A 24,579-nucleotide genomic window follows, 5' to 3' on the forward strand; every position below is an offset into this window, starting at 1 on the left:
GGCGCAAGACCTCCGGCGGTCACTCGTGCTAGACCCCCACTTCCGAAAATGTCCAACACTGCCAACGACCTTCGCTCGGCGTTTCTCGAGTTCTTTCGCACCCGCGGCCACGAGGTAGTGCAGAGCGGCCCCTTGGTTCCGCCCAACGATCCCAGCTTGATGTTCGCCAATGCGGGCATGGTGCAGTTCAAGGATCTGTTCACCGGGCGGGAGAAGCGGAGCTACAGCCGCGCCACCTCCAGCCAGAAGTGCATTCGCATCAGCGGCAAGCACAACGATCTGGAAGCCGTGGGGCCGTCGCCGCGGCATCACACCTTCTTCGAGATGCTGGGGAACTTCAGCTTCGGGGACTACTTCAAGGAAGAAGCCATCGTCTTCGCTTGGGACTTCCTGATCAAAGAGGTGGGGCTGGATCCCAATCGCTTCATCCTCACCTACTTCCGCGGGGAAGATGGCGTGCCGGCAGACGAGACGGCGCGGGATCTGTGGAAGAAGGTCACCGGCTTCGGCGAGGATCGCATCCTGGGCCTCGGCAAGGACGACAACTTCTGGCAGATGGGGGACACCGGCCCTTGTGGGCCGTGCAGCGAGCTGCACTACTACGTGGGCCCGGAGGTGAACCTCCACACTTTTGGAGAAGAGCAGACCGCCGAGGGCCACGGCTGGATGGAGATCTGGAACCTGGTCTTCATGCAGTTCGAGCGCGGGGGCGACGGCCAGCTCTCGCCGCTGCCGGCGCCCAGCATCGACACCGGTGCCGGGCTCGAGCGCTTGGCCTGCGTGGCCCAGGGCAAGAGCAGCAACTACGACGTGGATCTGTTGCGAGAGCTGGTGGAGGTCGCCGCGCAGGCATCCGGCAAGAGCTACGGCGCGACGATGGCGCCGGATGACGTGAGCATGCGCGTGATTGCGGATCACGCGCGCACCACGGCGTTCATGATGTCCGAGGGCATCTTGCCGGATCGCACCGGGCGTCCCTACGTGCTCCGCCGCGTGATGCGCCGGGCCATCCGCCACGGCCACCGGCTGGGCATCGCGGAGCTGTTCCTGCACCGCGTGGCGGACAAGGTCATCGACCTGATGAGTGAGCAGTACCCCGCGCTTCGCGAACGGCGGGATCTGATCCTGACCACCGCCCAAGGTGAAGAGGAACGCTTCCGTCAGACCATCGAGCGCGGCCTGGTGCTGCTGGACGAGCGCTTCGCCGCGCTGGACTCGGCCAGTGAGAAAGAGCTCGCCGGCGCGGACGCCTTCCAGCTGTACGACACCTACGGCTTCCCGCTGGATCTCACCGAGGTCATCTGCCGGGAGCGCGGCTACGCCGTCGATCAGAAGGGCTACGACGCCGCGCTGGAAGAGGCGCGCAAGAAGAGCGAGTTCAAGGGTCAAGAGCAAGCGGTGGAGCAGGTCTACCGCGAGGCGCTCGGCAAGGTGGACGGCGGCCAGGTGCGCTTCACCGGCTACGAGCGGGACGAGGGCGAAGGCCGCGTCGTCGCGCTGGTGAAGGATGGCGCGCTGGTGGACTCCGTCTCCAGCGGCGACAGCGTGGAGGTGATCACGGATCGCACGCCGTTCTACGGAGAAGCCGGCGGCCAGATCGGCGACCACGGCGTGATCCGGGCAGACGGCCTGGAAATCTCCGTGGAAGACACGCAGAAGCCCATCGCCGGTCTCGTTTCCCATCGCGGCACCGTGAAGAGCGGCGAGCTCCGGGTGGGCGCCCAGGTGCTGCTCGAGGTGGACGTGACACGCCGTGAGGCCATCCGGCGGAACCACTCCGCGACGCACTTGCTGCACCTCGCGCTGCGCGCGGTGGTGGGCGCCCACGCCCAGCAGAAGGGCTCTCTGGTGGGGCCAGACCGCTTGCGCTTCGACTTCACCCATCAGAAGCCGCTCACCCCCGAAGAGATCCAGAAGATCGAAGACATGGTGAACGAGCGCGTGCTCCAAAACTCCCCGGTGCGCACCGAGGTGCTCGACATGGAGCAGGCCAAGCAGCGCGGCGCCATGATGATCTTCGAAGAGAAGTACGGAGACACCGTGCGCATGCTCACCATGGCAGACTCGGTGGAGCTGTGCGGCGGCACCCACGCCCGCGCTACCGGGGACATCGGCCTGTTCAAGATCCTGAGCGAGCAGGGCATCGCCGCCGGCGTGCGGCGCATCTTTGCCACTACCGGGGAGGGCTCCCTCGCGTACCTGCGCGACGTCGAGCACAACCTTGGCCAGGCTGCGGCAGCGGCCAAGAGCAACGTGAGCCAGCTCGTCGACAAGATCGAAAAGCTCGTCGCTCACGAGCGCGCCCTGGAAAAACAGGTCGAAGATCTGCAAAAGAAGCTGCTCACGGGCGGCGGAGGCGGAGGCCTCGACGCCCTCGTCGGGCGCGCGCGGGACGTCTCCGGCGTCAAGGTGCTCGGCATCCGCACCGAGGTCAGCGACCGCGGCGCCCTGCGCGAGCTCGCCGAGCAGCTCCGCGACAAGCTCGGCGACAGCATCGTGCTCGTCGGCTCCGAAGCGGAGGGCAAGGCGCAGCTCGTGCTCACCGTCGCCAAGCCCCTCACGCAGCGCTTCAAGGCCGGCGATCTGATTCGTCCCATTGCCGCCATCGTCGGTGGCAGCGGCGGCGGTCGACCGGACATGGCGCAAGCTGGAGGCACCGAGGTCGACAAGCTCGACGAAGCGATCGAAGCCGTGTACCGATTCTCCTGACGTCTGCTTTTGTCGGGGCGGCGCGGAAGCACGCGTCGCCCTTGGCGGAAGCGGGAGCGGGAGCGGGGGCGGGGGCGGATGCGGCGGCGGATGCGGGAGCGGGGGCGGAAGCGGCGGCGGATGCGGGCGGGAGCGGAGCGGGAGCGGATGCGGATGCGGATGCGGGGGCGGATGCGGGGCGGGCGGGCGACGAAAATCTATCCCGCTGCCAGGTTCGTTCGGCGAACATCGGAGCGGGGATAGATTTCGGGCGAAGCGTGCGACCGTCGGCGTTCCCGCCTCTCGGCGTTATCCGCTTCATGCGAGCCAGATGTCTGCGGGTGACGGTGACCGTGCCGACTCGCGCTCCTGCGACTCGCCGGTGAGGGTGGGACACCCTCGCGCTTTGGGGCGCGGGCGGATGCGGTTGCGGGGTCGGTTGCGGTTGCGGGGTCGGTTGCGGTTGCGGGGGGCGGATGCGGGAGCGGGGGCGGGGGCGGATGCGGGGCGGATGCGGATGCGGGGCGGGGACGGGGGTGCCGACTCGCGCTCGCGCGATCGCTGGCGATCCAATGCGCATCGCCGGAGGAGGGCACTTCGGTGGCCGACAATTGCGGGGGCTTCGCTCGGGGGGCGGATCGGCGGGTCCAGGCCAAGCCGGCTTCGCCGGTGGCTGCTGACGCAGCCAGCCTGGACCCCGCCTGCGACTCGCCGGTGAGGGTGGGACCCGGGCGCGGTGCGCGGGCAAATGCGATGCGGGGCGGTGGCGGATGCGGGAGCGGATGCGGGAGCGGATCGCTGGCGATCCAATGCGCATCGCCGGAGGAGGGCACTTCGGTGCCGACAATTGGAGGGGCTTCGCTCGGGCTGTCGAGCCTACCGGCGTGCTCGGCGGCGTCAGGCAAAGCTGGCTTCGCCGGTGGCTGCTGACGCAGCCAGCCTGGACCCCGCCTGCGACTCGCCGGTGAGGGTGGGATACCCCTCGCGCGGTGGCGCGGGCGGATGCGGATGCGGGGGCGGTGGCGGATGCGGGAGCGGATGCGGGAGCGGATGCGGGGGCGTGCCGACTCGCGCTGGCGATCCAATGCGCATCGCCGGAGGAGGGCACTTCGGTGCCGACAATTGGAGGGGGGCTTCGCTCGGGCTGTCCGAGCCTACCGGCGTGCTCGGCGGCGTCCAGGCCAAGCCGGCTTCGCCGGTGGCTGCTGACGCAGCCAGCCTGGACCCCGCCTGCGACTCGCCGGTGAGGGTGGGACACCCCTCGCGCGGTGGGCGCGGGCGGATGAACGCGGAGAACTCGAATGCTCAGGATCTACTCGGACATGCTCGATTGGCTCGAAGATCTCGTGGAGCTCATCGCTCGAATCGAGAAGCATGACCCGGACTTGGCGCGCCAACTTCGGCGGGCATCGCGCTCGGTCGTGCTCAATACCGCTGAAGGTATGGATGCGCGGGGCCGCAACAAGAGCGCAAAGTACACTATTGCGCTCTGCGAAATGCGCGAGAGCTACGCCGCGCTCGAGGTCAGCGTGCGGCTCCGGTACATCCCGGCGCTCGATGCAACGCTCGAAGATCGGTCGCAGAAGATCATCGGCACGTTGTACCGCCTCGCGCATTCCACGGCGCGGTAGGCAGGTCGTGCGGGCGAGCCTGGAGCCGTCGCGTCCGGCTCGCCCGCGGATGTGGACGCGGACGCGGATGCGGGGGCGGATGCGGGAGCGGGGGTGGATGCGGATGCGGGAGCGCGGGCGGATGCGGACGCGGGAGCGGATGCGGTTGCGGTTGCGGGCTCGGATGCGGTTGCGGGGGCGGATGCGGCTGCGGGGGCGGATGCGGAGGCGGAGGCGGGAGCGGGGGGCGGGAGCGGAGGCGGGAGCGGGAGCGGAGGCGGAGGCGAGAAAATGTAGGGTCAGAATCTGCTCGCGAGAGTGATCACTTCGGGGGGCATGGTCGACCAAGTCGGGGAAATGATCACTCTGGTGAGCAAAATATCGAGGGAGTTCGCGCTCAGGGGACGCTGCCGGCGGGGACGACCCATTCCGTAGGCTGGCCGGTAACGTTGGCGACGAGGTCGAAGTCCTTGTCGTAGTGGATCACGGTCAGGCGGTTCCGCTCGGCGACGGCCGCGATCAGAAGATCGGGAATGCCCGCCGCGCGGTGGTGACCGGAGCGAGCTAAAGCGTGTTGACAGTTTTGGCCAACACCGCCCTTCTCGGGCGTTGGGCATAGGCCCTTCCTGCTTCGACGAGGGTAGTTTCACGGACCACCAAGAGCGGTGGTTCGCCAGAGCGTCCCTCTCCACAGGCGTTTTGCGTCTCCGCGTGCTTCGCGGCGACAGGAGGCGAGTCTCCTTGGCCGAGTACGCGAGGGTACTGAGCCAAGCACACGGCAGCGTTCTCGTCGCGGTCGGCCTCGTGACCACAATTGCTGCAGTGAAAGGTGCGCTCCCCGAGGAGGGCGTTGATGACGAAGCGCAGGCACTGATTGAAGCCGAAGCGCGCCGCTCCCACGTGACGCCGGAGCAGCTCTTCCTGCTCGCACGTTGGCTGGAGCGTAAAGCTGAAGGTGGTGTGCCGAGTCACCCGGGCCACCCCGTGAGAGCAACGCGAGCAGCCGCAAGAATCACGAATCTGGCGTAGCTCCGCGTGGTCTTCTCGTAGCGCGTGGCCACGCGGCGAAACGCCTTCACTCGCCCGAACCAGCGCTCCACCGTGTTGCGGAGCCGGTACTTGTCGCGGTCGAGCTCGCGCTGGACCTTGCGATTCCTGCGCGAGGGGATGACCGCCTCGAACCCTGACGCCTGGATATGCGCCAGTGCGGCATTGCTGTCGTAGGCCCGGTCAGCGATGACGGCCTGTCCCGTACCCCGCTCCACGACGAGTGCATTCACCTGCGTCAGCCGCCTCGCCTCCCGTGACGATGAAGCGCACCAGCGCGCCCTCGGCTGAAACGAGCGCATGAACCTTTGTGGAAAAGCCACCGCGAGAACGGCGGAGACCTTCTGATGATTGCCCGCCCCCTTCTGATGATTGCCCGCCCCCTTTTTCAGCGCGCCCGCCGCATGTGGATGCGCTTTCACGATGGTGCTGTCCATCAACAGGTCATCGTCAGAACGCACTTGCAGCACTTCGTGAAGCTGGTGCCAGCGACCCGCCAGCGCCCAGCGCCGAAAGCGCCGATACACACTGCCCCACTTCCCAAACACCTCCGGCAAGTCTCGCCAGGGTGCGCCCGTCCGTAGGATCCACAGCGTTGCTTCGATGAAGCGACGATTATCGTCGCCCTTTGGACCACGTGACGTGAGAGCGGAAACCAACGGCGCAATGCGTGCCCACTCGGCATCGGAAAGCGCGACTCGAACCCCCATTCGCGCAGCCTACCAATAACTGAACGCGTGTCAAGCTAAATTCTCATCGAGGCAGGATTTCAGCACCAATCCCATCCAGAAACTGTCAACAGACTCTAGCGCTTCGAGCACGTCCTCCGCGCGGTCGAAGTCGACTTGTGAGAGGTCGACCCGCGGCAAGCTCTTGCGGATGCGACGGGTCTTCGCCAAATCTGCGTGGGACCGCGCGCTGAACAGCACTTCCAGCTCCACGACGCTGCAGGTTGCCACGTCGCCGCCTAGGATCAGTGGCGCGAGCCGGGCGGAGACGCTCAGCTGCTTGAGCCGAGCGAGGGCGCTCTTGTCGGCAACGTACCTCAGCGCCATGCGTCGGCCGTCACCTCGGGATCATCCAGCTCGAGCCCGTCCATTTCCCGGAGCTGCTCCACGGCCTTCCTTCGTTGCTCGTAGGCGATCACCTCATCGAGGGCCCGCTCTATCGTGTCCTTGATCCCCTTGGTCCCCAGTAGCTTTCGAGCCCTGGCCAGCTTGCGCGGGTCGATGACCAATGTGGTTCGATGCATGTCGCAGTATGGCATGTCGCAGCGCGTAATGCATACTCATGGGCACGCCGGGCCATATTCAGGGGTGAGCGCCCGAGGGCTTGGATCACGCCAAGCGCTCGTCCGGGAGGCCGTCGTCGAGGCTGGCGAAGCCCCAGAAGCTCGGCTCCGGGACGAGCCGCACGCCGAAGCGCGCTTCCACGCCGCGGCGGACCTTGCGCGCGAAGGCGACGACGTCACTGGCGCGGGCGGCGCCGTGCGCCACCAGGGCGAGGGTGTGCTTCGTGGACAGGCCGACGGCTCCGTCGCGGGTGCCCTTGGCAAAGCCGGCGCGTTCGATGAGCCAGGCGGCGGGCAGCTTCACGCGCCCGTCCGGCTGCGGATAGCGCGGGAGCTCTGCCCCCGCGGCTGCGGCTTCGATGGCGCTCACGCGATCGGCGTCCACCACGGGATTGACGAAGAACGAACCGCAGCTCCGCGCGTTCTCGTCTGCGGCATCGAGCACCATGCTCTTTTCGCGCCGTACGGCCAGCACGGCGCTCCGCACTTCCGCGAGGCTCGGCGCGGCGCCCGTCACGCGGCGCGTGAGCTCGGGGTAACGCAGCGCCGGCGCGCCGCCCGCGGTCAGCCGATAGCTCACCCCTAGTACCAAATAGCGCCCCGGCGCTTCGCTCTTGAAATGGCTGTCGCGGTAGCGAAACGCGCACGCCTCGGCAGGGAGCTCCACCACGGCATCGCTGTGCCGGTCGAAGCAGCGCACCCGCGTGATGGTCTCCGCCACCTCTTGGCCGTAGGCGCCCACGTTTTGGATCGGCGTTGCGCCCACGCGCCCCGGAATTCCGCTCAAGCACTCGAGCCCGGCGAGCCCCTGCTTCACGCTCTCCGCCACGAAGGCGTCCCACGGTTCCCCCGCCGCCGCGGTCAGTCCGTCGTCCGTGCGCGTCACGCCGCGCATCGCGACATCCAGCACCAGGCCGCGCACGCCGGCGTCGCTCACCACGACGTTGCTGCCGCCGCCCAGCACGTGCACGGGCACGCCGTAGCGGTCCGCCCAGCGCACGGCTTCGATCGCCGTCGCGTCGTTGTCCGCCCGGACGTAGTATTCCGCCGCGCCGCCCACCCGCAGCGTAGTGCGTTCCGCGAGGGGGACGTGCTCTTCGGGTTCCACGACGCCGCGGGTCTTACCACGCGGCGCGGCGCGTGTGGGCGCGGCGGACCGACATCAAGAGGAACGACGGCGAGGGGCGCAGCGGCGAAGGCTCGGCTTGGGTCGGAGCAGCGTGTGCACCGTCGGCGGCGGCGTGGAGGGAGTGGCGGCGCCGGACGCGAGGCGCGCCTGCCGCGCGTGGGCGTTCTCGATCACCACGCGGGTGTCGTCGCTCATCTCGATGGCGGAAATGTCGAAACGCGCGAGGGCTTCCGCCAAGGCGCCGGCGCGATCGATCACGCTGGACTTCGAGTCGAGCAGCAGCACCTGGCGACCCTTCAGGCGACACAAGCCCCCGCTCGAGTGGGTAGGCAGACGCATGTGCTCGACACGGACCTCGATGCCGAGCTTCCGCGCGATGTGTGACAGTTCGTCCACCAGGCGCGCCGGATCCACCACCCTTAGAGTAGCCGACCCTCCCGGGTCGCGCCGGCGCGATGGACAAAGCCCAGCATTTTCGCGGGCTCCCGCGAGCGCGTTGGTGGCCGGCGCGCCGCTTTTGTATAGGGGGCGCATGCATCGCTACACCCTCGGCTCGGCGGTCATCGAGCTCGTGCAGGGCGACATCACGCGCTCCGACACCGAAGCCATCGCCAACGCCGCCAACTCCATGCTCATGGGCGGCGGTGGTGTGGATGGTGCCATCCATCGCGCCGCCGGCCCCGAGCTCATGGCCGCGTTGCGCGATCTCAAGCGCGAGCTTCCGGGCGGCACTCTCGCCACTGGCCGCGCGGTGATCACTCCCGGCTTCGAGCTCACGGCGAAGTGGGTGATCCACTGCGTCGGCCCCATTTACGATCGCGAAGGCGACGCCGCGCCGGAGCTGCTCGCCGGGGCCTACCGCTCCGCCCTCGAGCTGTGCCGTGAGCACCGCATTGGCTCGGTGTCCTTCCCGTCCATCTCCACCGGCGTGTACGGCTATCCCCTTTCGGAGGCGGCCCCCATCGCCCTCGGCGCCGTCCGGGAGAGCCTCGCCCCCTCGGGCGCGTCCCTGTGCCGCTTCATGCTCTTCGACGAACGAACGGTCGCCGCCTACCGGCAGGCCGCGGAAGCCATTTTCGGCTCCGAAACCTGATTTCCCCGCGCCTTCCCCGGCCCCTTCTTGTCGGTCCGCCGCGGTAACGCCCCGGCGCGCGATATTTGAGCCGCGGACGGAGCGTGGTATGTCGCGCTCCGTCGCGGACGCCTGGGCCGGCGGCGGGAGCGATACGCGCTTCCCCGGTAGGGTGGTCCTGTGACGAGGGAAAACGATTTTCCCCCAACAGAAAGACGACTCATAGATGACGTTCACGGAAGCGGCGGCGCAGGTGTTGCGCCTGGTCGGGAAACCTCTGCATTACAAGGAAATAACGGACGTAGCGATCGAGAAGAACCTGCTCAGCCACGTGGGCAAGAGCCCCGAGGTCACCATGGGCGCTCGCCTCGCGGCGTTGGTGAAGAAGGCCGAGAAGGACAACCCCCTCGTGCGCGTGAAGCCCGGGGTGTTCGCCCTGCGGGAGTGGGATCAGAAGACGATCGACAAGGGCCTGGCAGATCGCACGCCGGCCATCGAGCTCGCGAACCGCGCTGGCGAGACGACGGAAGAGGAGACGCCCGCCGAAGGCGCCGAGGAAGAGGAGGCGCCGCTGGCGTCGTCCCCCACGCACATCACCGGCGAGGAAATGGGCGAGGACGCTCCGCCGCCCGATGAAGACGAAAAGGTCCGCGCGGAGATCGCCGCGCAGGCGACGGCGCTGTTCGAAGCGGAAGAGGACGACGACGAGCCGATCCTGGGCGCGCCGGAAGAAGAAGAGAACGACGAGAGCGACCGCGACTCGGATCGCGATGGTGGCTCGCGCCGTCGTCGTCGTCGTCGTCGTCGCGGCGGACGCGACCGGGACGACTCGCGCGACTCGCGCGAGTCGCGCGGCGGCAACAGTGGCGGCGGGGACGACTTGCCGAGCTACACCGTCAGCGATGCGCCCGCGCTGTTGGACGACTTCAGCGGTCGCGACGGCGGTGGCGGCGGTGGCGGCGGTGGCGGCGACGACTTCGCCATCGACGAGCTCGCCGGCCGCTCCCTGGCCGACGCCCTGGCGCAGATCCTGGCCGGCTATGACAAGGGTACCAGCCTGGTCGGCGCCCAGCGCTTGGCGGAGACCGCGCAGCGCCGGGGCCGCGTCGCCGGTGATCTGAATCACGTGCAGAGCGCGCTCTTGGCGGCGGCCCGCGCGGACAACCTGCGCCGGAGCGGCGAAGGGCAGCGCCCGCGCTTCCGGCTGCAAGGGAATCGCATCGGGCTCACGGACTGGCTGCTGGACGGCGAGCTGTCGCGGCTCGAGCGCGAGATCACCACGCTGGTGGAGCGCTACCGCGAGACGGCGCGCCGGAGCTTCGCCAAGCGCGTGTCGGATCTCCCGCACCGCGCCATCGGCGAGCTGGTGCTGCTCGTGCTCGAGCGCATCGGCGTGTCGGAGCTTCGCCCCGTGCGGCGCGCCGGCGCGCCGGGCTCGGAGCTGCACCTGGCCGGCAAGATGAAGGGCGCCCTGGGCGACATCCGCACTGCCATCGTGGTGCGTCGCGACGGTCGCGAGATCGGGCGCGAGCGCGTGATGGAGCTTCGCGGCGCGCTACACCACTACGGCTCGGCCACCGCGGGTCTCATCGTCACCACCGGACAGGTGCTGAGCGGCGCACGCGAAGAAGCCGCCGCTGCGGGCGCCGCGCCGGTCACGCTCATCGACGGCACCGCCTTCGCGCGGCTGTGCGAGGACCATGGCATCGCCGTGGCGCCCACGCGCATCGCGCTGCCGCTGCCGGATCTGGAGCTGCTCGACTCGCTCAGGAACGGTTGATGCGACGCCTCGCTCTGGCGCTGCTCTTGCCCGCGTTCACGGGCTGCGTGCGGAGCCCGCCGCCCAGTCAGTTCCCGACGGCGGACAAGGCCCTCGAGCGCATGCACGAGACCTACGCCTGCAGCCGCGGCGTGCAGGGCGAGGCGAAAATAGACTACTTCAGCGACGAAGGGCGGGTGCGGGGCAGCGTGCTGTACAAGGCGGCGCTGCCCGAGAAGCTCCGCTTCGACGTGTTCTCGCCCTTCGGCGTGACGCTCTCCACCCTCACCAGCGACGGCACCCAGTTCGCTCTCTACGATCTGAAAGAGAAGGCGTTCCTCACCGGGCCTGCCAACGCCTGCAACGTGGCGCGCTTCACGCGGGTGCCGGTGCCGCCCTTCGCCATGGCGCAGCTCTTGCGGGGGGAAGCGCCGGTGCTGGTGCACACGCCCCAGACCGCGCAGATCGCCTGGGAGGGCGGGCGTTACGTGGTCCGGATCCAGAGCAAGCACGACGCACAGCAGGAGATCGAGCTCGAGCCCACGGATGCGGACTTCAATTTGCCGTGGGAGAAACAGCGCGTGCGCGTGCTGGGCGTCACCGTCACGCAGCAGGGCTACGACCTCTATCACGCGGAGCTCGCCGACCATGAGCCGGCGCAGACCTCCAAGCCCTGGGTGGATCCCGAGGGGCTCTCGCCCACGGTCATGCCCAGCGGCCCGCCGTGCAGCGCGGAAGTTCCGCGGCGCATGCGTTTGGAGGTGCCGGACACGGACCAGGACGTCATCTTCCGGGTGAAGGAGGTCGTCCACAATCCGCCCATCGACGCCGGCACCTTCCAGCAATCCCCGCGTCCCGGCGTGAAGACCCGCTACAGCGCCTGCGGGGGTTGAGCCGGCTCGCGGGCCCACTTCGGGCCGGTCCGAGGGCTTCGCCCCTGCGCTATGATGCCGGCGTGGCGAAGCGCGCGAAGAAGGCTCCGGTCCGAAAGAAGACGGTGAAGAAGCGCGTGACGCGCGGGGCTCCGAAGAAGAAGCCGCCGAGCTACCGCACTGTCTCGTCGGAGAAGATGCCGCGCTTTGCGGGCGTGCCGACCTTCCTGCGGCTTCCGATCCTGCAAGAGCTCGGGACCGTACCGGACGTGGACGTGCTCTTGTGTGGCGTGCCCTTCGACGGGGGCAGCAGCTTTCGTCCGGGTGCGCGCCTCGCGCCGCGCGCGGTGCGCGACGCTTCGAGCCTGGCGCGGAGCTTCTCCGCGGCCCTCGGCATCGACATCTACGAAGAGCTCCGCGTGGCCGACGGCGGCGACATCCCGGCGAGCCCCCACGACGTCGAGCACGCCGTGGCGATGGTCACGGAGCGGGCCGAAGCCATCGCCCGCTCCGGCGTGGTGGGCGGCTTCGTCGGTGGAGATCAGACCGTCACCCTGGGCGCGCTCCGCGGCATCCAACGCGCGAAGCTCAAGGGCGTGGGCATGATCCACATCGATTCCCACTGCAACACCGCGACCGCCGCCTGGGGACGCGAGCTCCACCACGGCAGCGTGATCCGTTGCGCCGTGGAAGAAGGCCTGATCGTGCCGCGAGCCACGCTGCAGCTCGGCATCCGGGGTCCGTACTCTTCGGAAGGGGAGACGGGCTACTCGCTGTCCCATGGGTTCGAGATCGTCGGCATCGACGAGGTGAAGTGGGACCTGCACGCCGCCGTGAGCCAGGTGCGGAAGATGGTGCGCAAAGGCCCGGTGTACGTCAGCGTGGACGTGAGCGCCGTGGATCCGGCGTACGCGCCGGGCACCGGCATTCCGAGCCCGGGCGGCATGAACACCTGGGACCTGCAGCAGATCCTGCGCGCCCTGGTGGGAGCGGAGATCGTCGGCTTCGACGTCGTCGAGATCTCGCCGCCCTACGATCCGACGGGCATCACGAGCATGCTCGGCGTGACGATCTTGCAGGAGATCCTGGCGTCCATCGCCGATACGCGACGGAGCGCGCGGCCCGCGCCGAGCACGCGCCGGGGCGGACGCGTCTCGGCGTGACGGCACCGCGGCGGATCAACATCAACCCGTAGAGAGAGCTTGCAGGATCTCTGCGGGCACGTCGGTGATGATGGCGTCGACGCCGGCGGCCGCGAGCTTTTGGGCGCGGGCTCCTTCGTTCACGGTCCACACGTTGACGAAGGCTCCGGCGCGGTGAAGGCGCGCTACGCGCTTCGGCGTGGCCAGCGGCGCTTCCGGGTGCACGCCCACGGCGCCCAGCAGGCGGTAGCCGGGCGCGAAGCGCAGCACGCGCTGCTTCGCGTGCACCAGCCAGGCGACGGGCAGGGCGGGCAGGCGCTGGGCGAGGGCGCGCACCAGCATGGGATCGAAGCTCGAGAGCACGATGCGCTCCGGCGGCTCGCGCTGGAGCAAACGCGCGACGGCGTTCACGAACACGCGGCGCTCGCGGACGTCGCGCTTGAGCTCGACGTTCACGCGCTGGTCGTGGCGGCGCGCCCAGTCGAGCACGTCGGCGAGGGTCGGAATGCGCTCGCCGACGAGCTCCACGCGGGCGCGCTCCGTCGCGCTCAGGCGCTCCACACTGCGCGCGTCGCGGCCCTCGGTCATGCGCTCGAGCGTGGCGTCGTGAAAGACCACCACGGCGTGCGCGGCGTCCAGCCGTACGTCGAGCTCCACGCCGTCGGCGCCCTCTTTGCGCGAGAGCTCGAAGGCCGCGAGGGTGTTCTCCGGAGCGCGGCGCCGCGCCCCACGATGGCCGAGCACCCAGGGGCGCGCGCCGGCGGGGCGATGCCACGCGCTCAGCCGGCCAGCTCCTCGGCGATCTCGCGGGCCACGCTGCGCGCGCGGTCGAGCTCCTTGGTGCGGAAGGAAATGCCGCCCACCACTGGGTGGCCGCCGCCGCCATGGCGCGCGCAAATGGCCGAGATGTCGGTGTCCAGCGGCGCACCGCTCCAGGGGTTGTAGCCGACGGAGATCTTCACGCCGTTTTTGAGCAGGCCGATGAGCACCGAGTACACCGAGTCCGGATACAAGGCGTAGGTCACGAACTTGCCGACGGTCTCGAGGACGTTCTCGGTGAGATCCACCAGCACCACTCGACCGAGGCGCTGTCCGTTCTGGCGCACCCGCTCGACGAAGCGCATGTGCTTCTCGCCGAGGGGCTTGTAGCGATCTTGGATTTCCGGCAGCGCGGCGACCTCGTCCAGCGGTTGCTCGAGCAGCCGCCCGACCATGCGCTGCAGGAAGGCGTCGTCGCCGTAGTGCTCGACCACGCTCACCAGACGCTTGACGGGGTTCTCGCGGCTGACGGCGTCTTCCGCGCTGTCGAAGCGTGCCGCGTCCACGATGTCCGCCCAATGAACCAGGGATGCGAGCAGCGGATCCTCCATCCCGAACTGCTCGCGCGCGATGTCGGCGATGAGCTTGGTGCAGGAGGAGTAGGCCGGGTCGAACCAGTAGCGCTCGGACTCCGCGCGCTCGTCGTACACCGCGCGGGCCTCGGCATCGGCGAAGGCCGTCCGATGATGGTCGAAGTACCAGGTGACCGCGGCTTCCGGAGCGAAGCGAAAATCCAGGATCGCGTTCTGATCGCCGGTCAGCATCTTGGGCGACGGGTGCGCTTGACCGATGCCATAACCGCAGGCGCGGTAGACGAATTCCGTCGGCCGCTCGACCGAGCGGAGCAGGCGTGTGAACACCGCCGCGCTGGCCAATCCGTCGAAACAGTGGCCGTGAGTTGCAACGACGACCTTCACCGTACGTCTAGTTAGCACAGGCCTGGTCTTGTGGGATGATGTAGGTGTAAGCTCGCCGGCGCCGGAGGGCAGCCCGGCCGGGAGAAGGAACCATGATGCGTAACTGGTTGTATTTTGGGCTTTTTGCGGCGGCCGTCGTGGGGTGCAAGAAGAAGGATCAGGACGCCCAGAACGCCCAGGGATTCCAGCAGGCCCAGCAGGGTCAGTACCAGCAGGGCCAGTATCCCCAGCAGGGAATGGGTGGAACCGCCGGAACCACGCAGACCACGCCCCCGCCCCAAGGCTCGGCGACGCAGCAGGGCACCCAGCCGCCCCTCGGCACCGTCAGCGGGGATCCCGCCTCGCTGCAGAACATCATCGCCGGGGCCCTCTCCGGTGGCGCCGCGACTTTGGGCGCTCTCACCGGTGGTGAGATGAACATCATCGAGCAGGGCATCAAGATGAAGGCCCAGAGCGACGCCAAGGGCATGAAGTCCGACGGCCAGCTGATGAGCGCCAAGCTGCAGCAAGACGGCCACGCCCAGGCCGACCTCATGCTGCAGCCGAACAAGTGCTACACCATCATCGGCTTCGGCAACCCCGGCGTGTTCCGTTATCAGATCAACCTGATCTCGTCGCCGCCGGCGCCGCCTCAGGTGTTGGCCCAAAGCGGCGCCGATAGCCCCGCTCCCACCGTCGGTCCCAACGAGACCTGCATCAAGAATCCGTACCCCGCACCGCTCCAGGTGAAGGTGGACATGCACGTGGTGCAGGGCACGGGGCTGGTCGGCGCGCAGGTCTACTCGAAGTAGTCCTTCAGGTTTGTTGGTCCGGCGCGGAACCGACAACTGTGCGCTGGTGCGGCCGAGGGGGGCCGCATGGGTTTCGTGCCTCGTCTGCTCGAAGGCGGTGAGCTGCCACATCGCTTGCGCGATCTGGAGTCTCCACCGTCGCGTATGTGGCTCGTGGGAGCGCTGCCGCGCCAGTCCGCGGTCGCCATCGTCGGCACGCGGCACCCCACGGCGGATGCCGTGGAGTACACGCGGCACCTCGCCGCCAAGCTCGGCGCCGCCGGCTGTGTGATCCTGAGCGGCGGCGCCGAGGGCATCGACACGGCGGCGCACGAAGGGGCGATCTCCGCTGGTGCACCGACGGTGGTGGTGGCGCCGTCCGCGTTTGACCGGCCGTTCCCCGAGAAGAACCGCGCGCTGTTCCAGCGCATCATTCGCGACGGCGGCGGGCACATCACGGCGGAGCCGCCCCACACGCCCGCGGCGAACCCCAAGTTCTTTCCGCGGAACTCGTACCTGGCGGCGCTGGCCCACGTGCTCGTCGTGGTGGAGTCTCCCATCCGCAGCGGCGCGCGGAACGCCGCCAAGTGGGCGCGCCGTCTCGGGCGTCCGCTGTTCGTGGTGCCCGCCGTGCCCTGGAATCCCCACGGGGTCGGCTGCATCGCCGAGCTCAAGCTGGGCGCGCGGCCCTTGGCCGGACCCAAGGACGTGCTCCGGGTGCTGAGTCAGTCCGCGTTTCATTGGCTGCCCATGGCCGACGGCGGGGTGCGCACCGCGGGCTGCCCTGCGCCCGCGCCGCCTGCCGCGCCGGACCAACAAACCCTGGGAACATTCATCACCTATCCGCCCGGCTCGCCGGCCGGAACGCTGCTGGCGGCGGTCTCGGCGGGGGCAGGAAACGTGGATGGCATTGCCCAACGGACGGGGCTGGCGCCCACGAAAGTTGAGGAACTCCTCTTGACGCTGGCCAAAGATGGGGTCTTAGTAGCCGACCCATCGGGAGCCGTGAAATTCGTAAACCGATGAATTTGTTACGTTTTAGGGGTGCGCCTCTGGGAACAGGGGTTGCGCAGGCGCTCCGACCATCGCACTAGGTGGTGGGAAAGGACACCGAGGAAGCTCATGAGCAAGACGCTCGTCGTCGTCGAGTCACCGGCCAAGGCCAAGACGATCAAGAAGTACCTTGGGCCGGGGTACGAGGTCCTCGCCAGCAAGGGCCACGTCAAGGATCTGCCCAAGAAGATGGGGATCGACGTCGAGCACGGCTTCAAGGAGACCTACGAGGTCATCGAGAGCAAGGCGAAGGTGCTCGCCGAGCTCAAGTCGTCGGCGAAGAAGGCAGAGCGCGTGCTGCTTGCCACCGACCCGGATCGCGAGGGAGAGGCCATCGCGTGGCACATCGCGGAGGAGCTCAAGCGGCCCAAGCTGGATCTGGCGCGGGTGGAGTTCCACGAGATCACCAAGAAGGGCGTGCAGAAGGGGCTCGATGCGCCGAGGGAGCTGGACGCACATCTCTATGATGCCCAGCGCGCCCGGCGGGTCCTCGACCGCATCGTGGGGTACGACGTCTCGGCGCTGGTGTGGAACAAGCTCGCCTTCGGCCTGAGCGCCGGGCGCGTGCAGTCCGTGGCGCTCCGGCTCATTGTGGAGCGCGAGCGCGAGATCGAGGCGTTCGTCCCCGAGGAGTACTGGAACATCGGCGTGGCCTTGATGGGCAAGGCGCGCCAGCCCGTGTCGGCGCGCCTGTCGCGGGTGGACGGCGAGAAGATCACGGTCCGGAGCGGCGAGCACGCCGGTGGCATCCGCGCGGATCTGGAGAGCGCGAAGTATCGCATCGCTTCTGTGACCAAGCGGGAGCAGAAGCGCAACGCGCCGGCTCCGTACACCACCAGCAAGCTGCAGCAGGACGCCACCAGCTACCTCCGCTTCACCACCAAGCGGACCATGAGCATCGCCCAGAAGCTGTACGAGGGCGTGGATCTCAAGAAAGACGGCGGCCCCGTCGGCCTCATCACCTACATGCGTACGGACAGCGTGCGGGTGAGCCAAGACGCGATCGACGCCGTGCGGCCGTTCATCTCGGAGACGTACGGGAAGGACTATCTGCCCGCCAAGCCGAACACCTTCAAGTCGAAGAAGAGCGCACAGGAAGCGCACGAGGCGATCCGCCCGACGAGCATGGAGCTGACGCCCGCGCTGGTGCGGCGCCATCTCTCGGACGAGCAGTACAAACTGTACAAGTTGATCTGGGATCGCTTCGTGGCGTCGCAGATGGCGCCGGCGGTGTACGACCAGACGGGCGTGGACATCGAGGCCAAGCCCACCCGCAGTGGTGGGCGCCACCAGGTGTACATGCTGCGCGTCAGCGGCAAGGTGCTCAAGTTCGCCGGCTGGCTCGCGCAGTACGGCAAGGGGGAAGACGGCTTCGACAGCACCACGGCGACGCTCGCGGGGGAGGACGAGACCACGCCGCGGGACCAGAGCGACAGCGTGTTGCCGCCCGAGCCCGGCGCGAACGGCAACGGCAACGGCAACGGCAAGGCCGTCGCGTTCACCTTCGACTCGGAGGACGGCAACCTGCCGGAGCTCGGCGAAGGGGAAGAGATGGTGATCGTGACCCCTCCGGGCGTGGTCACCGATCAGAAGTTCACGCAGCCGCCGCCGCGGTACAACGAAGGATCGCTGGTGCGCGAGCTCGAGAAGCGCGGCATCGGTCGGCCCAGCACCTACGCGGAGATCATCAGCAAGGTGCAGGCGCGGGACTACGTGGAGAAGCTGCCCGGCGGGCAGATGCAGGCCACGGAGCTCGGCAAGATCGTAGTGGACGGCCTGGTGAGCACGGATCTGGATTTCATGGACCCGAGCTTCACCGCCAAGATGGAAGAAGATCTGGACGAGGTCGAAGCCGGCAAGCTCGGCCGCGTGGCGCTGCTCGGCCGCTTCTACAAGCGCTTCAAGGAGGTGCTCGACACTGCCAAGAAGCAGAAGCGCTGGGCGCCGGAGCCTGAGCGCACGGAGTTCACTTGCGAAGAGTGCGGCGGCACCATGCTCAAGCGCTGGAGCAAGAACGGCTGGTTCCTGGGGTGCGAGAACTACCCGAAGTGCAAGTTCACCCAAGATCTGGGCAAGGACGGGGCGGCTCCGGCACAGCCGCGGGTTACGGACATCGCTTGCGAGAAGTGTGGCAAGCCGATGGTCATCAAGTCCGGGCGTTACGGTGAGTTCCTGGCGTGCAGCGGCTACCCGACGTGCAAGAGCTCGCGGCCGTTGCCCCTCGGAGTGCCGTGCCCCAAGTGTGGCGGCGACATCGTGGAAGTCCGCGCCAAGAAGCGGGGCGGACGCACCTTCTACGGTTGCATGAACTACCCCAAGTGCGACTTCAAGCTCTGGCAGAAGCCCCTGCCGGAGCCGTGCCCGCTGTGCAAGCACCCGTTCCTGGTGTACGGCGGCACCAAGAAGACGCCGAAGATCGTGTGCCCCCGTGGCAAAGAGTGTGGCTACTCCCGCGGCGTGGACGAGCCGTCGCCCACGGCGGAAGCCGGCAAGGCGAGCAAAGAGACGCGCAGCGTGGAGAGCGAAGCTCCCGCCACGGCCGCCAGCCCGTGACGAACGTGGTGACCGTGGTTGGAGCGGGCCTGGCGGGCTCGGAGGCCGCGCTCCAGCTCGCGGCCCGCGGCGTTCATGTCCGCTTGCTCGAGCAGAAGCCGCTGCGCCGGACCCCGGCGCAGTCGAGCGACAGCCTGTGCGAGCTGGTGTGCAGCAACTCGTTCCGCGGTGCGGCGCTGTCGAACGCCGTGGGCTTGCTCAAGGAGGAGATGCGCCGTCTCGGGTCGTTCGTGATGCGCGCGGCGGACAAGACGCGCGTGCCGGCGGGCGGCGCCCTGGCCGTGAATCGCGAGCTGTTCAGCGCGGAAATGACGCGCATGCTCGAAGAGGCGGAGCTCGTGGAGGTCGTGGCGGGCGAGGTGACGTCCGTCCCGGACCAGCGCCCATGCATCATCGCAACGGGGCCGCTCACCGGCGATGCCCTCGCGGCGGACATCGCAGCGCGTGTCGGCAGCGAAGCGCTCGCCTACTACGATGCCATCGCGCCCATCGTCGCAGCGGACAGCATCGACTGGGACAAGGTGTTTTGCGCCTCCCGCTGGGACAAGGGGGAGAGCGAAGAGGACAAGACTGCGTACGTGAACTGTCCGCTCACACGCGAGCAGTACGAAGCGTTCGTCCGTGACATCCGTGACGCGCGCAAGGTCGAGCCCAAGGCCTTCGAGGACGTCCGCTATTTCGAGGGCTGCTTGCCCATCGAGGTGATGGCCGAGCGCGGCGAACGCACCCTCGCGTTTGGCCCCATGAAGCCCGTCGGGCTCACGGATCCTCGCACCGGTCGGTGGCCCCACGCGGTCGTACAGCTGCGCAAGGAGGACGAGGCCGGCACGGCCTACAACCTGGTCGGGTTCCAGACGCGCATGGCATGGGGCGAACAAGCGCGAATTTTCCGGACGATTCCCGGCCTCGAACAGGCGGAGTTCTTGCGCTACGGTGCCGTGCATCGCAACACGTTCATTGCGGCGCCGCGGCTGCTCGACGAGACCATGCAGCTCCGCTCCGACCCGGGGCTCTACTTCGCCGGACAGATCGCGGGCACCGAAGGCTACGTCGAGAGCGCGGCCGGCGGCTGGCTCGCAGCGCATTTCGTTGCCGAGCGTCTCGCCGGACGCGAGCCCGTGCTCCCGCCCAAGACGACTGCCCATGGCGGCCTGCTGACGCACCTGGGCCGCAACGCGAACGACTATCAACCGTCGAACATCACGTTCTCGCACCTCGAACCCTGGAACGGGCAGCGCCTCAAGAAACGCGCGAAGTACGAGAAGATGGCCGAACGTGCCCTCGGCGATCTGCAGAGCTGGCAGCCGCGCTAAGGCGCCGAAGCGCGGTTTCCGCGGCGGACCGACATCAATATGGAACTAGCTGCTGTCGGGCGTGATCAGCTCCCTCCCTTCGACACGCAGGGGATGCTTGCGTCCGATGGTCCACGTCATGTCGTCGGCGGTGCCTGTCACGGTGATGCGACCGCCGTGGATGCCTTCGAGGTGGCACCAGAGGCAGTCGCCCGCCATGTTGAAGGGGTCGTCCGTGCCGCCTTTGCTGCGGAATAGCAGATGATGGGGCGTCATGTCGTGGCGTGAGCACACCGGGCTCGTGCATTCGTAGCGATCGCGGGCGTAGATGTGCGACCACTTCTCGCGGCGGTTGCACATGTGCTTCCACGCATCCCAGAACTTGTTGCACAAGAAGCGCATCGTGCTGCCGTCCAGGCGCGGACCCATCACGCGCTCGAAGCAACGCAGCGCGCGGGAGATGTCGCGGCTGACCCGTAGGTTCAAGCGGATCGGCGCCCCCGCGGACGTTTGGCCTTTGGGCTCCTCCATGGCCGAGTGGTCACCCTGAAGGATGCGCGTCTCGATGGCCTGCACCTGTCGCACCTGCTCGTCCGTCGGCGGCGTGCTCTGGTTCAGCATCCGCGCGGCGTTCACGTCCTCTCGAAGGTGCTTCACGGTGCGGCGGCGCGCGCGGTCCACCCATGCTTCGGCGCTGCCCGCGGTCGCGACCGTCGAGATGGCCATCGCCGCAGCGTGACCGACGCGCCCACTGCGCAGCGCCTCTTTCACCGGCGCGTGCAGCCGGCGCGCGAGCGTCAGCTTCGACTTGAGCGACGACGCGCTCATGCCCAGACGTTCGCGCGCGTACTGCGCGAGACTCGCGTAGCCGAGGCGGAGCCACCCGTCCATGCGCTGAAACGACTGCGCCGCTTCCCCCAGCGCGACCTCGCGCGCGGTCATCTTCTTGTTGAGGGCCACGATGCGCTCGTGGAGGTCGCCCTCCGAGACGTTCTCCGGGATCTCCAGCGCCTGACGAGCGGGGACGTTGTGCTCGCACAGGCGCTCCGACTCCTCGCGCCACGCGGCGAGCTGCTCGAGCCACGCGAGCCGCTTGGCGTCCAGACCCGCAGCGGCCTTCTCCATGGGAATGAGGCGGTCGATGTCCGTCGGCGTGAGCTCTTCCGCGGCCTCGGCGAGCATCGCCTCGAGAAAGAAGTCCGACCCCTGCCGCGAGCCCACGAGGTGCTCGAAGAAGCGATGCGTCCAGGCGAACAGCAGCGCGTCCTTCGTGCTCAGCGTCACCCTGAGCGTGCACTCCACGTCCGCCTCCGCGGCCGCCAGCAACCGCGCGGACATTTGGCCCACGATGTCGCTCGGCGCGGGCTCCACGCGGCCACCCGCGGACATCTGGCCTTGGTCGCTCTTTGGACCCGCGGACATTTGGCCTCCTGCACCCGCCTCCGCGTCAGCCTCGGAGGACGCCTGGCCGGCCGAGTCGTGACCCGCGGACATTTGGCCTGCTGCAACTACCTCCGAGTCCGCGGACGTTTGGCCCGCGTTCAACCCCGGCATCGGCACCTGTCCGCTCTCGGCCCGCGCGGACACCGCCGCAAACAGGCTTCGCAGCTGGCGCACCGTCGATCGCGAAGCCAACGCGGCGAGCGCAACATCTGTATCGGCCGACGCATGCCGGGCGACCAGCTCCGCCATCGACCAGCCCACGCGTCCGTCGAGCAACGCCCGGCGCAGCGCGGGCAACTCCGAAAGCCGCCGCGCCAACGTCCGCGTCTCGCTCACCCAGCGCGCGCTCCGCCCGCAATTCTGAAGCGCGTACGCCTCCAGCGACGAATACCCGAGCTCATGATGCCAGCTCTTTCGCGCAAACTCGTTCAGCAGCGTCCCGAGCTCCAACCGGTCGCGCCCGTTGCCCAGGGCCAGCTCGAACAGGCGCTCGTCCGCGGCTCGGATCCTTTCCAACGGGACTTCCGGGGTGACATCGCGCTCGGTGCGCCGCCGGATGCGCCCCGCAAGCCCGACGTGGTGGCGCGACGCCTGCCTCTGCCCGTCCGCGTCCACCCCAGGCGGCCCGCGTTCATCCAACCGCGACTCCTCGCGAACTTGCAGTAGCGCACGTCGCGAGCAAGCGCGCATCCTGTCGAGAAACCCAGATCGCCTCCCAGACTCGGCAGCACGAGGTGAAGACGCGATCAGAGCGGTGCGCGAGGACTCTGGCCGGTGAACTCCGCCGGCCCCTGGCCGAGAGCCGGAGTCGAAGCCCCATGGGTGGGGCCGACGGCGAAGCTTGCGTTGTTGTTGTTCCACCCCCGATTGCATGTCGCCATCCTAGCCACCCGAGCAGTATGCGCAAGGGGCAGGGTGGCGTTGTTTGGCATAGCTGAATGATTGGGTTGGTCTGCCGCGGAACCAACAGTAGAGCGGCTGCGACGAAGGTTGTCGCAGGCCTTGCGAGGCGGCGTTGCTCAGGCAGTAAGATGGTGTGAGCCCACCGTCTGCGGCGGCTGGGCCAAATGTCCGCGTGGAGCAAGGCTGGGGCTAGCAGGTCGGGTGTCCGGGTTGATGGGTCGGCGGCTCGCGGGGCCACATGTCCGCGTGGCGCGAGGTGGCGGTGTCGAGGTGCGGGCCAGATGTCCGCGTCGAGCGGGGTGGCGGCTCGCAAAGCCACATGTCCGCGTGGCGCGAGGTGGCGGTGTCAAGGCGCGGGCCAGATGCCCGCGTCGAGTGGGTGGCGGCGGAAGCGGGGCCAGATGTCCGCGTCGAGTAGGTGGCGGTGGAAGTGGGGCCAGATGTCCGCGTCGAGCGAGGTGGCGGTGTTGAGGTGCGGGCCAGATGTCCGCGTCGAGTGGGGGTCGCGATGGAGCTGGGTGAGATGCTCGTGTCGAGATGTCCGCGTCGAGTGGGGGGTCGCGGGGTCGGATGTGCGCGTCGTGCGGGGGCAACCTCGGGACGGGGCCAGATGTCCGCGTCGAGTGGGGTTGCGACGGAAGTGGGGCGTCAGATGTCCGCGTCGAGTGAGGGTTGCGACGTCGCGACGGAAGTGGGGCCAGATGTCCGCGTCCTCGGCAGCCCGCGACGCAAGGTGTTGACGGAAGTGGGGCCAGATGTCCGCGTCCTCGGCAGCCCGCGACGCAAGGTGTTGACGGAAGTGGGGCCAGATGTCCGCGTCCTCGGCAGCCCGCGACGCAAGGTGTTGACGGAAGTGGGGCCAGATGTCCGCGTCCTCGGCAGCCCGCGACGCAAGGTGTTGACGGAAGTGGGGCCAGATGTCCGCGTCCTCGGCAGCCCGCGTCGCAAGGTGTTGACGGAAGCGGAGCTTCTTCGCTTAGAAGAGCTCGGCGATGGTGCCGTCGGCGTAGAGCCAGGCAGACTTCGGGATGCGCAGGATGCCCCCGTCGCGGACGAGGCGGCCGTGGGCGACGAGCCGCTCGATGCTGCGGACCCGCTCTGGCGTGAACGGATCGACGTCGAGGTCCCGGCAGGCGGCGTCGAGATCGATGCCCTCGGCGAGACGCAGCGAGAGGAGCAGCCGCTCGCGAAGCGCGGTCTCGTCGTCAATCAGCTCGATGGCGCTGACGAGCGGACCGGTGACGTGCACGTCGGCGCGGTCCCAGTCCTCGGAGAGGTAGCGCTCCGGGATAGAAGTGTTCTTGTAGCGCTGGCGGCCCGCGCGCACGGTGCGCCAAGTGCCCCACGCACCGGTGCCGAGACCGAGGTACTCGTTGCCCACCCAGTAGCCGACGTTGTGGCGTGCGCGGGCGCCGCCGCGGCAATAGTTCGAGATCTCGTAGTGCTCGAAGCCTACGTCGGTGAGCGCGTCGTCGACGGCGAGGAAGCACTCGGCGACGCGGTCGTCCGTTGCTAGAGGCAGCTTGCCGCGGCGGGCAAGGGCACCGAACTGGGTACCGGGCTCGATGGTCAGGGCATACGCGGAGACGTGCTCGAGCCCGAGGTCGGCGAGGGCACGCGCTTCTTGTGCGGCTTCGTCCGGGGACTGCCCTGCGACACCGAAGATGAGATCCGCACTCACCCGCGGCACGCCCGCGCGAACCGCCGCTTCGACGGCTCGCAGACCCCCCGAGGCGTCGTGGAGCCGGCCCAGAAACTGGAGGCGCTCCTCGCTGAGACTCTGCACCCCGATGCTCACGCGATTGACCCCCACATCCATGAGGGCGCGGGCGCGCTCGGCGTCGAAGCTCGTCGGATTGCACTCCACCGTGACCTCGACGTCGGCTTCGGGCTCGAAGGCGAGAAGCACACCACGAAGGACGCGGCCGAGCTCGGCGGGCTCCCACAGCGACGGCGTGCCACCCCCGAAAAACACGCTCTCCAGGCGGCGGGAACCCAGCGCTTCACGGCGTCTCGAAAGCTCCGCAAGCACCGCCGAAGCGTACGCCTGGTGGGGCAGGGAGCCCCGTTCCCGGGCGATGCTCAGGAAGTCACAATAGGGGCACTTCTTGAGGCACCACGGGAAGTGGACATAGACGCCCAGCGGGGATTTCCCAGGGTCCTTTGCTGAAGACATGTAGCGGTGTTAACTTGTCACGCCCCGGCACATTTTGCCGGAG

20 protein-coding genes are annotated in these 24,579 nt (G+C 68.3%); 10 read left to right on the forward strand and 10 right to left on the reverse strand.

The features are described from left to right. The first annotated feature begins 48 nt into the window (after positions 1 to 48). Both alaS and H6717_05835 read left to right on the forward strand, forming a co-directional pair. Positions 49 to 2,709 (forward strand): alanine--tRNA ligase, encoded by a 2,661-nt coding sequence (gene alaS / locus H6717_05830; GenBank protein ID MCB9576529.1) that lies wholly within the window; start codon positions 49 to 51, stop codon positions 2,707 to 2,709. A 1,325-nt stretch (positions 2,710 to 4,034) separates the two neighbouring features. Further along, complete coding sequence (locus H6717_05835; GenBank protein ID MCB9576530.1) at positions 4,035 to 4,319, forward strand: four helix bundle protein; 285 nt, start codon at positions 4,035 to 4,037, stop codon at positions 4,317 to 4,319. Between the two features lie 543 nt (positions 4,320 to 4,862). Here the strand turns inward: H6717_05835 and H6717_05840 are convergent. The 6 genes from H6717_05840 to H6717_05865 all read right to left on the reverse strand — a co-directional run bounded on the left by H6717_05840 (position 4,863) and on the right by H6717_05865 (position 8,161). Then, entirely contained in the window at positions 4,863 to 5,270 is a 408-nt protein-coding gene (locus H6717_05840) for a helix-turn-helix domain-containing protein (GenBank protein ID MCB9576531.1), read from the reverse strand. Next, a complete protein-coding gene (locus tag H6717_05845; GenBank protein MCB9576532.1) occupies positions 5,267 to 6,055 on the reverse strand; it encodes an IS5 family transposase in 789 nt (262 codons plus the stop codon). The genes H6717_05840 and H6717_05845 overlap by 4 nt, the downstream gene beginning before the upstream one ends. 30 nt (positions 6,056 to 6,085) lie before the next feature. Further along, a complete protein-coding gene (locus tag H6717_05850) occupies positions 6,086 to 6,400 on the reverse strand; it encodes a hypothetical protein (GenBank protein ID MCB9576533.1) in 315 nt (104 codons plus the stop codon). Continuing rightward, positions 6,391 to 6,597: a type II toxin-antitoxin system VapB family antitoxin gene (locus H6717_05855; protein MCB9576534.1), complete on the reverse strand. Its 207-nt coding sequence runs from the start codon at positions 6,595 to 6,597 to the stop codon at positions 6,391 to 6,393. Before H6717_05855 ends, H6717_05850 begins: the two co-directional genes overlap by 10 nt. 85 nt (positions 6,598 to 6,682) lie before the next feature. After that, positions 6,683 to 7,744, reverse strand: coding sequence for a UDP-N-acetylmuramate dehydrogenase (locus H6717_05860; GenBank protein MCB9576535.1), 1,062 nt, complete (start codon positions 7,742 to 7,744; stop codon positions 6,683 to 6,685). A 54-nt stretch (positions 7,745 to 7,798) separates the two neighbouring features. Then, positions 7,799 to 8,161, reverse strand: a complete 363-nt coding sequence (locus tag H6717_05865) for a hypothetical protein (protein MCB9576536.1) — start codon at positions 8,159 to 8,161, stop codon at positions 7,799 to 7,801. A 136-nt stretch (positions 8,162 to 8,297) separates the two neighbouring features. Between H6717_05865 and H6717_05870 the strand changes: the two genes are divergently transcribed. The 4 genes from H6717_05870 (at position 8,298) to H6717_05885 (ending at position 12,631) form a co-directional block, all read left to right on the forward strand. Further along, positions 8,298 to 8,858, forward strand: coding sequence for an O-acetyl-ADP-ribose deacetylase (locus H6717_05870; protein MCB9576537.1), 561 nt, complete (start codon positions 8,298 to 8,300; stop codon positions 8,856 to 8,858). A gap of 205 nt (positions 8,859 to 9,063) precedes the next feature. Further along, positions 9,064 to 10,617: a restriction endonuclease gene (locus H6717_05875; protein ID MCB9576538.1), complete on the forward strand. Its 1,554-nt coding sequence runs from the start codon at positions 9,064 to 9,066 to the stop codon at positions 10,615 to 10,617. Beyond that, entirely contained in the window at positions 10,617 to 11,489 is an 873-nt protein-coding gene (locus tag H6717_05880; protein MCB9576539.1) for a hypothetical protein, read from the forward strand. Before H6717_05875 ends, H6717_05880 begins: the two co-directional genes overlap by 1 nt. A 62-nt stretch (positions 11,490 to 11,551) precedes the next feature. Then, positions 11,552 to 12,631, forward strand: a complete 1,080-nt coding sequence (locus H6717_05885) for an arginase family protein (GenBank protein MCB9576540.1) — start codon at positions 11,552 to 11,554, stop codon at positions 12,629 to 12,631. 21 nt (positions 12,632 to 12,652) lie between these two features. Here H6717_05885 and H6717_05890 read toward each other — a convergent pair whose 3' ends face one another. Both H6717_05890 and H6717_05895 read right to left on the reverse strand, forming a co-directional pair. Further along, on the reverse strand, positions 12,653 to 13,354 hold the full coding sequence (locus H6717_05890; protein MCB9576541.1) for a glycerophosphodiester phosphodiesterase: 702 nt from the start codon (positions 13,352 to 13,354) through the stop codon (positions 12,653 to 12,655). Positions 13,355 to 13,389: 35 nt separating this feature from the next. Then, positions 13,390 to 14,346, reverse strand: coding sequence for a hypothetical protein (locus H6717_05895; GenBank protein MCB9576542.1), 957 nt, complete (start codon positions 14,344 to 14,346; stop codon positions 13,390 to 13,392). Between the two features lie 92 nt (positions 14,347 to 14,438). Here H6717_05895 and H6717_05900 point away from each other — a divergent pair, with 92 nt between their 5' ends. From H6717_05900 to trmFO, 4 genes are all read left to right on the forward strand, one after another. Further along, positions 14,439 to 15,137 carry a hypothetical protein gene (locus H6717_05900; GenBank protein MCB9576543.1) on the forward strand — a complete coding sequence of 233 codons (699 nt, stop codon included), beginning with the start codon at positions 14,439 to 14,441 and terminating at the stop codon, positions 15,135 to 15,137. A gap of 66 nt (positions 15,138 to 15,203) precedes the next feature. Then, the gene (locus H6717_05905; protein MCB9576544.1) at positions 15,204 to 16,142 is read left to right on the forward strand and encodes a DNA-processing protein DprA; all 939 of its coding nucleotides are present in this window, start codon (positions 15,204 to 15,206) and stop codon (positions 16,140 to 16,142) included. Between the two features lie 96 nt (positions 16,143 to 16,238). Further along, the gene (gene topA, locus H6717_05910; GenBank protein MCB9576545.1) at positions 16,239 to 18,722 is read left to right on the forward strand and encodes a type I DNA topoisomerase; all 2,484 of its coding nucleotides are present in this window, start codon (positions 16,239 to 16,241) and stop codon (positions 18,720 to 18,722) included. Continuing rightward, positions 18,719 to 20,035, forward strand: a complete 1,317-nt coding sequence (gene trmFO / locus H6717_05915; protein MCB9576546.1) for a methylenetetrahydrofolate--tRNA-(uracil(54)-C(5))-methyltransferase (FADH(2)-oxidizing) TrmFO — start codon at positions 18,719 to 18,721, stop codon at positions 20,033 to 20,035. The genes topA and trmFO overlap by 4 nt, the downstream gene beginning before the upstream one ends. 45 nt (positions 20,036 to 20,080) lie before the next feature. On the opposite strand, the gene H6717_05920 is transcribed toward trmFO, so the two are convergent. Together H6717_05920 and hemW are read right to left on the reverse strand one after the other, a co-directional pair. Beyond that, entirely contained in the window at positions 20,081 to 21,973 is a 1,893-nt protein-coding gene (locus H6717_05920) for a hypothetical protein (protein MCB9576547.1), read from the reverse strand. 1,363 nt (positions 21,974 to 23,336) lie between these two features. Further along, on the reverse strand, positions 23,337 to 24,536 hold the full coding sequence (gene hemW, locus H6717_05925; protein MCB9576548.1) for a radical SAM family heme chaperone HemW: 1,200 nt from the start codon (positions 24,534 to 24,536) through the stop codon (positions 23,337 to 23,339). Positions 24,537 to 24,579 lie beyond the last annotated feature (43 nt).

Source organism: Polyangiaceae bacterium (genome assembly GCA_020633235.1).
Lineage (GTDB): Bacteria > Myxococcota_A > Polyangia > Polyangiales > Polyangiaceae > JACKEA01.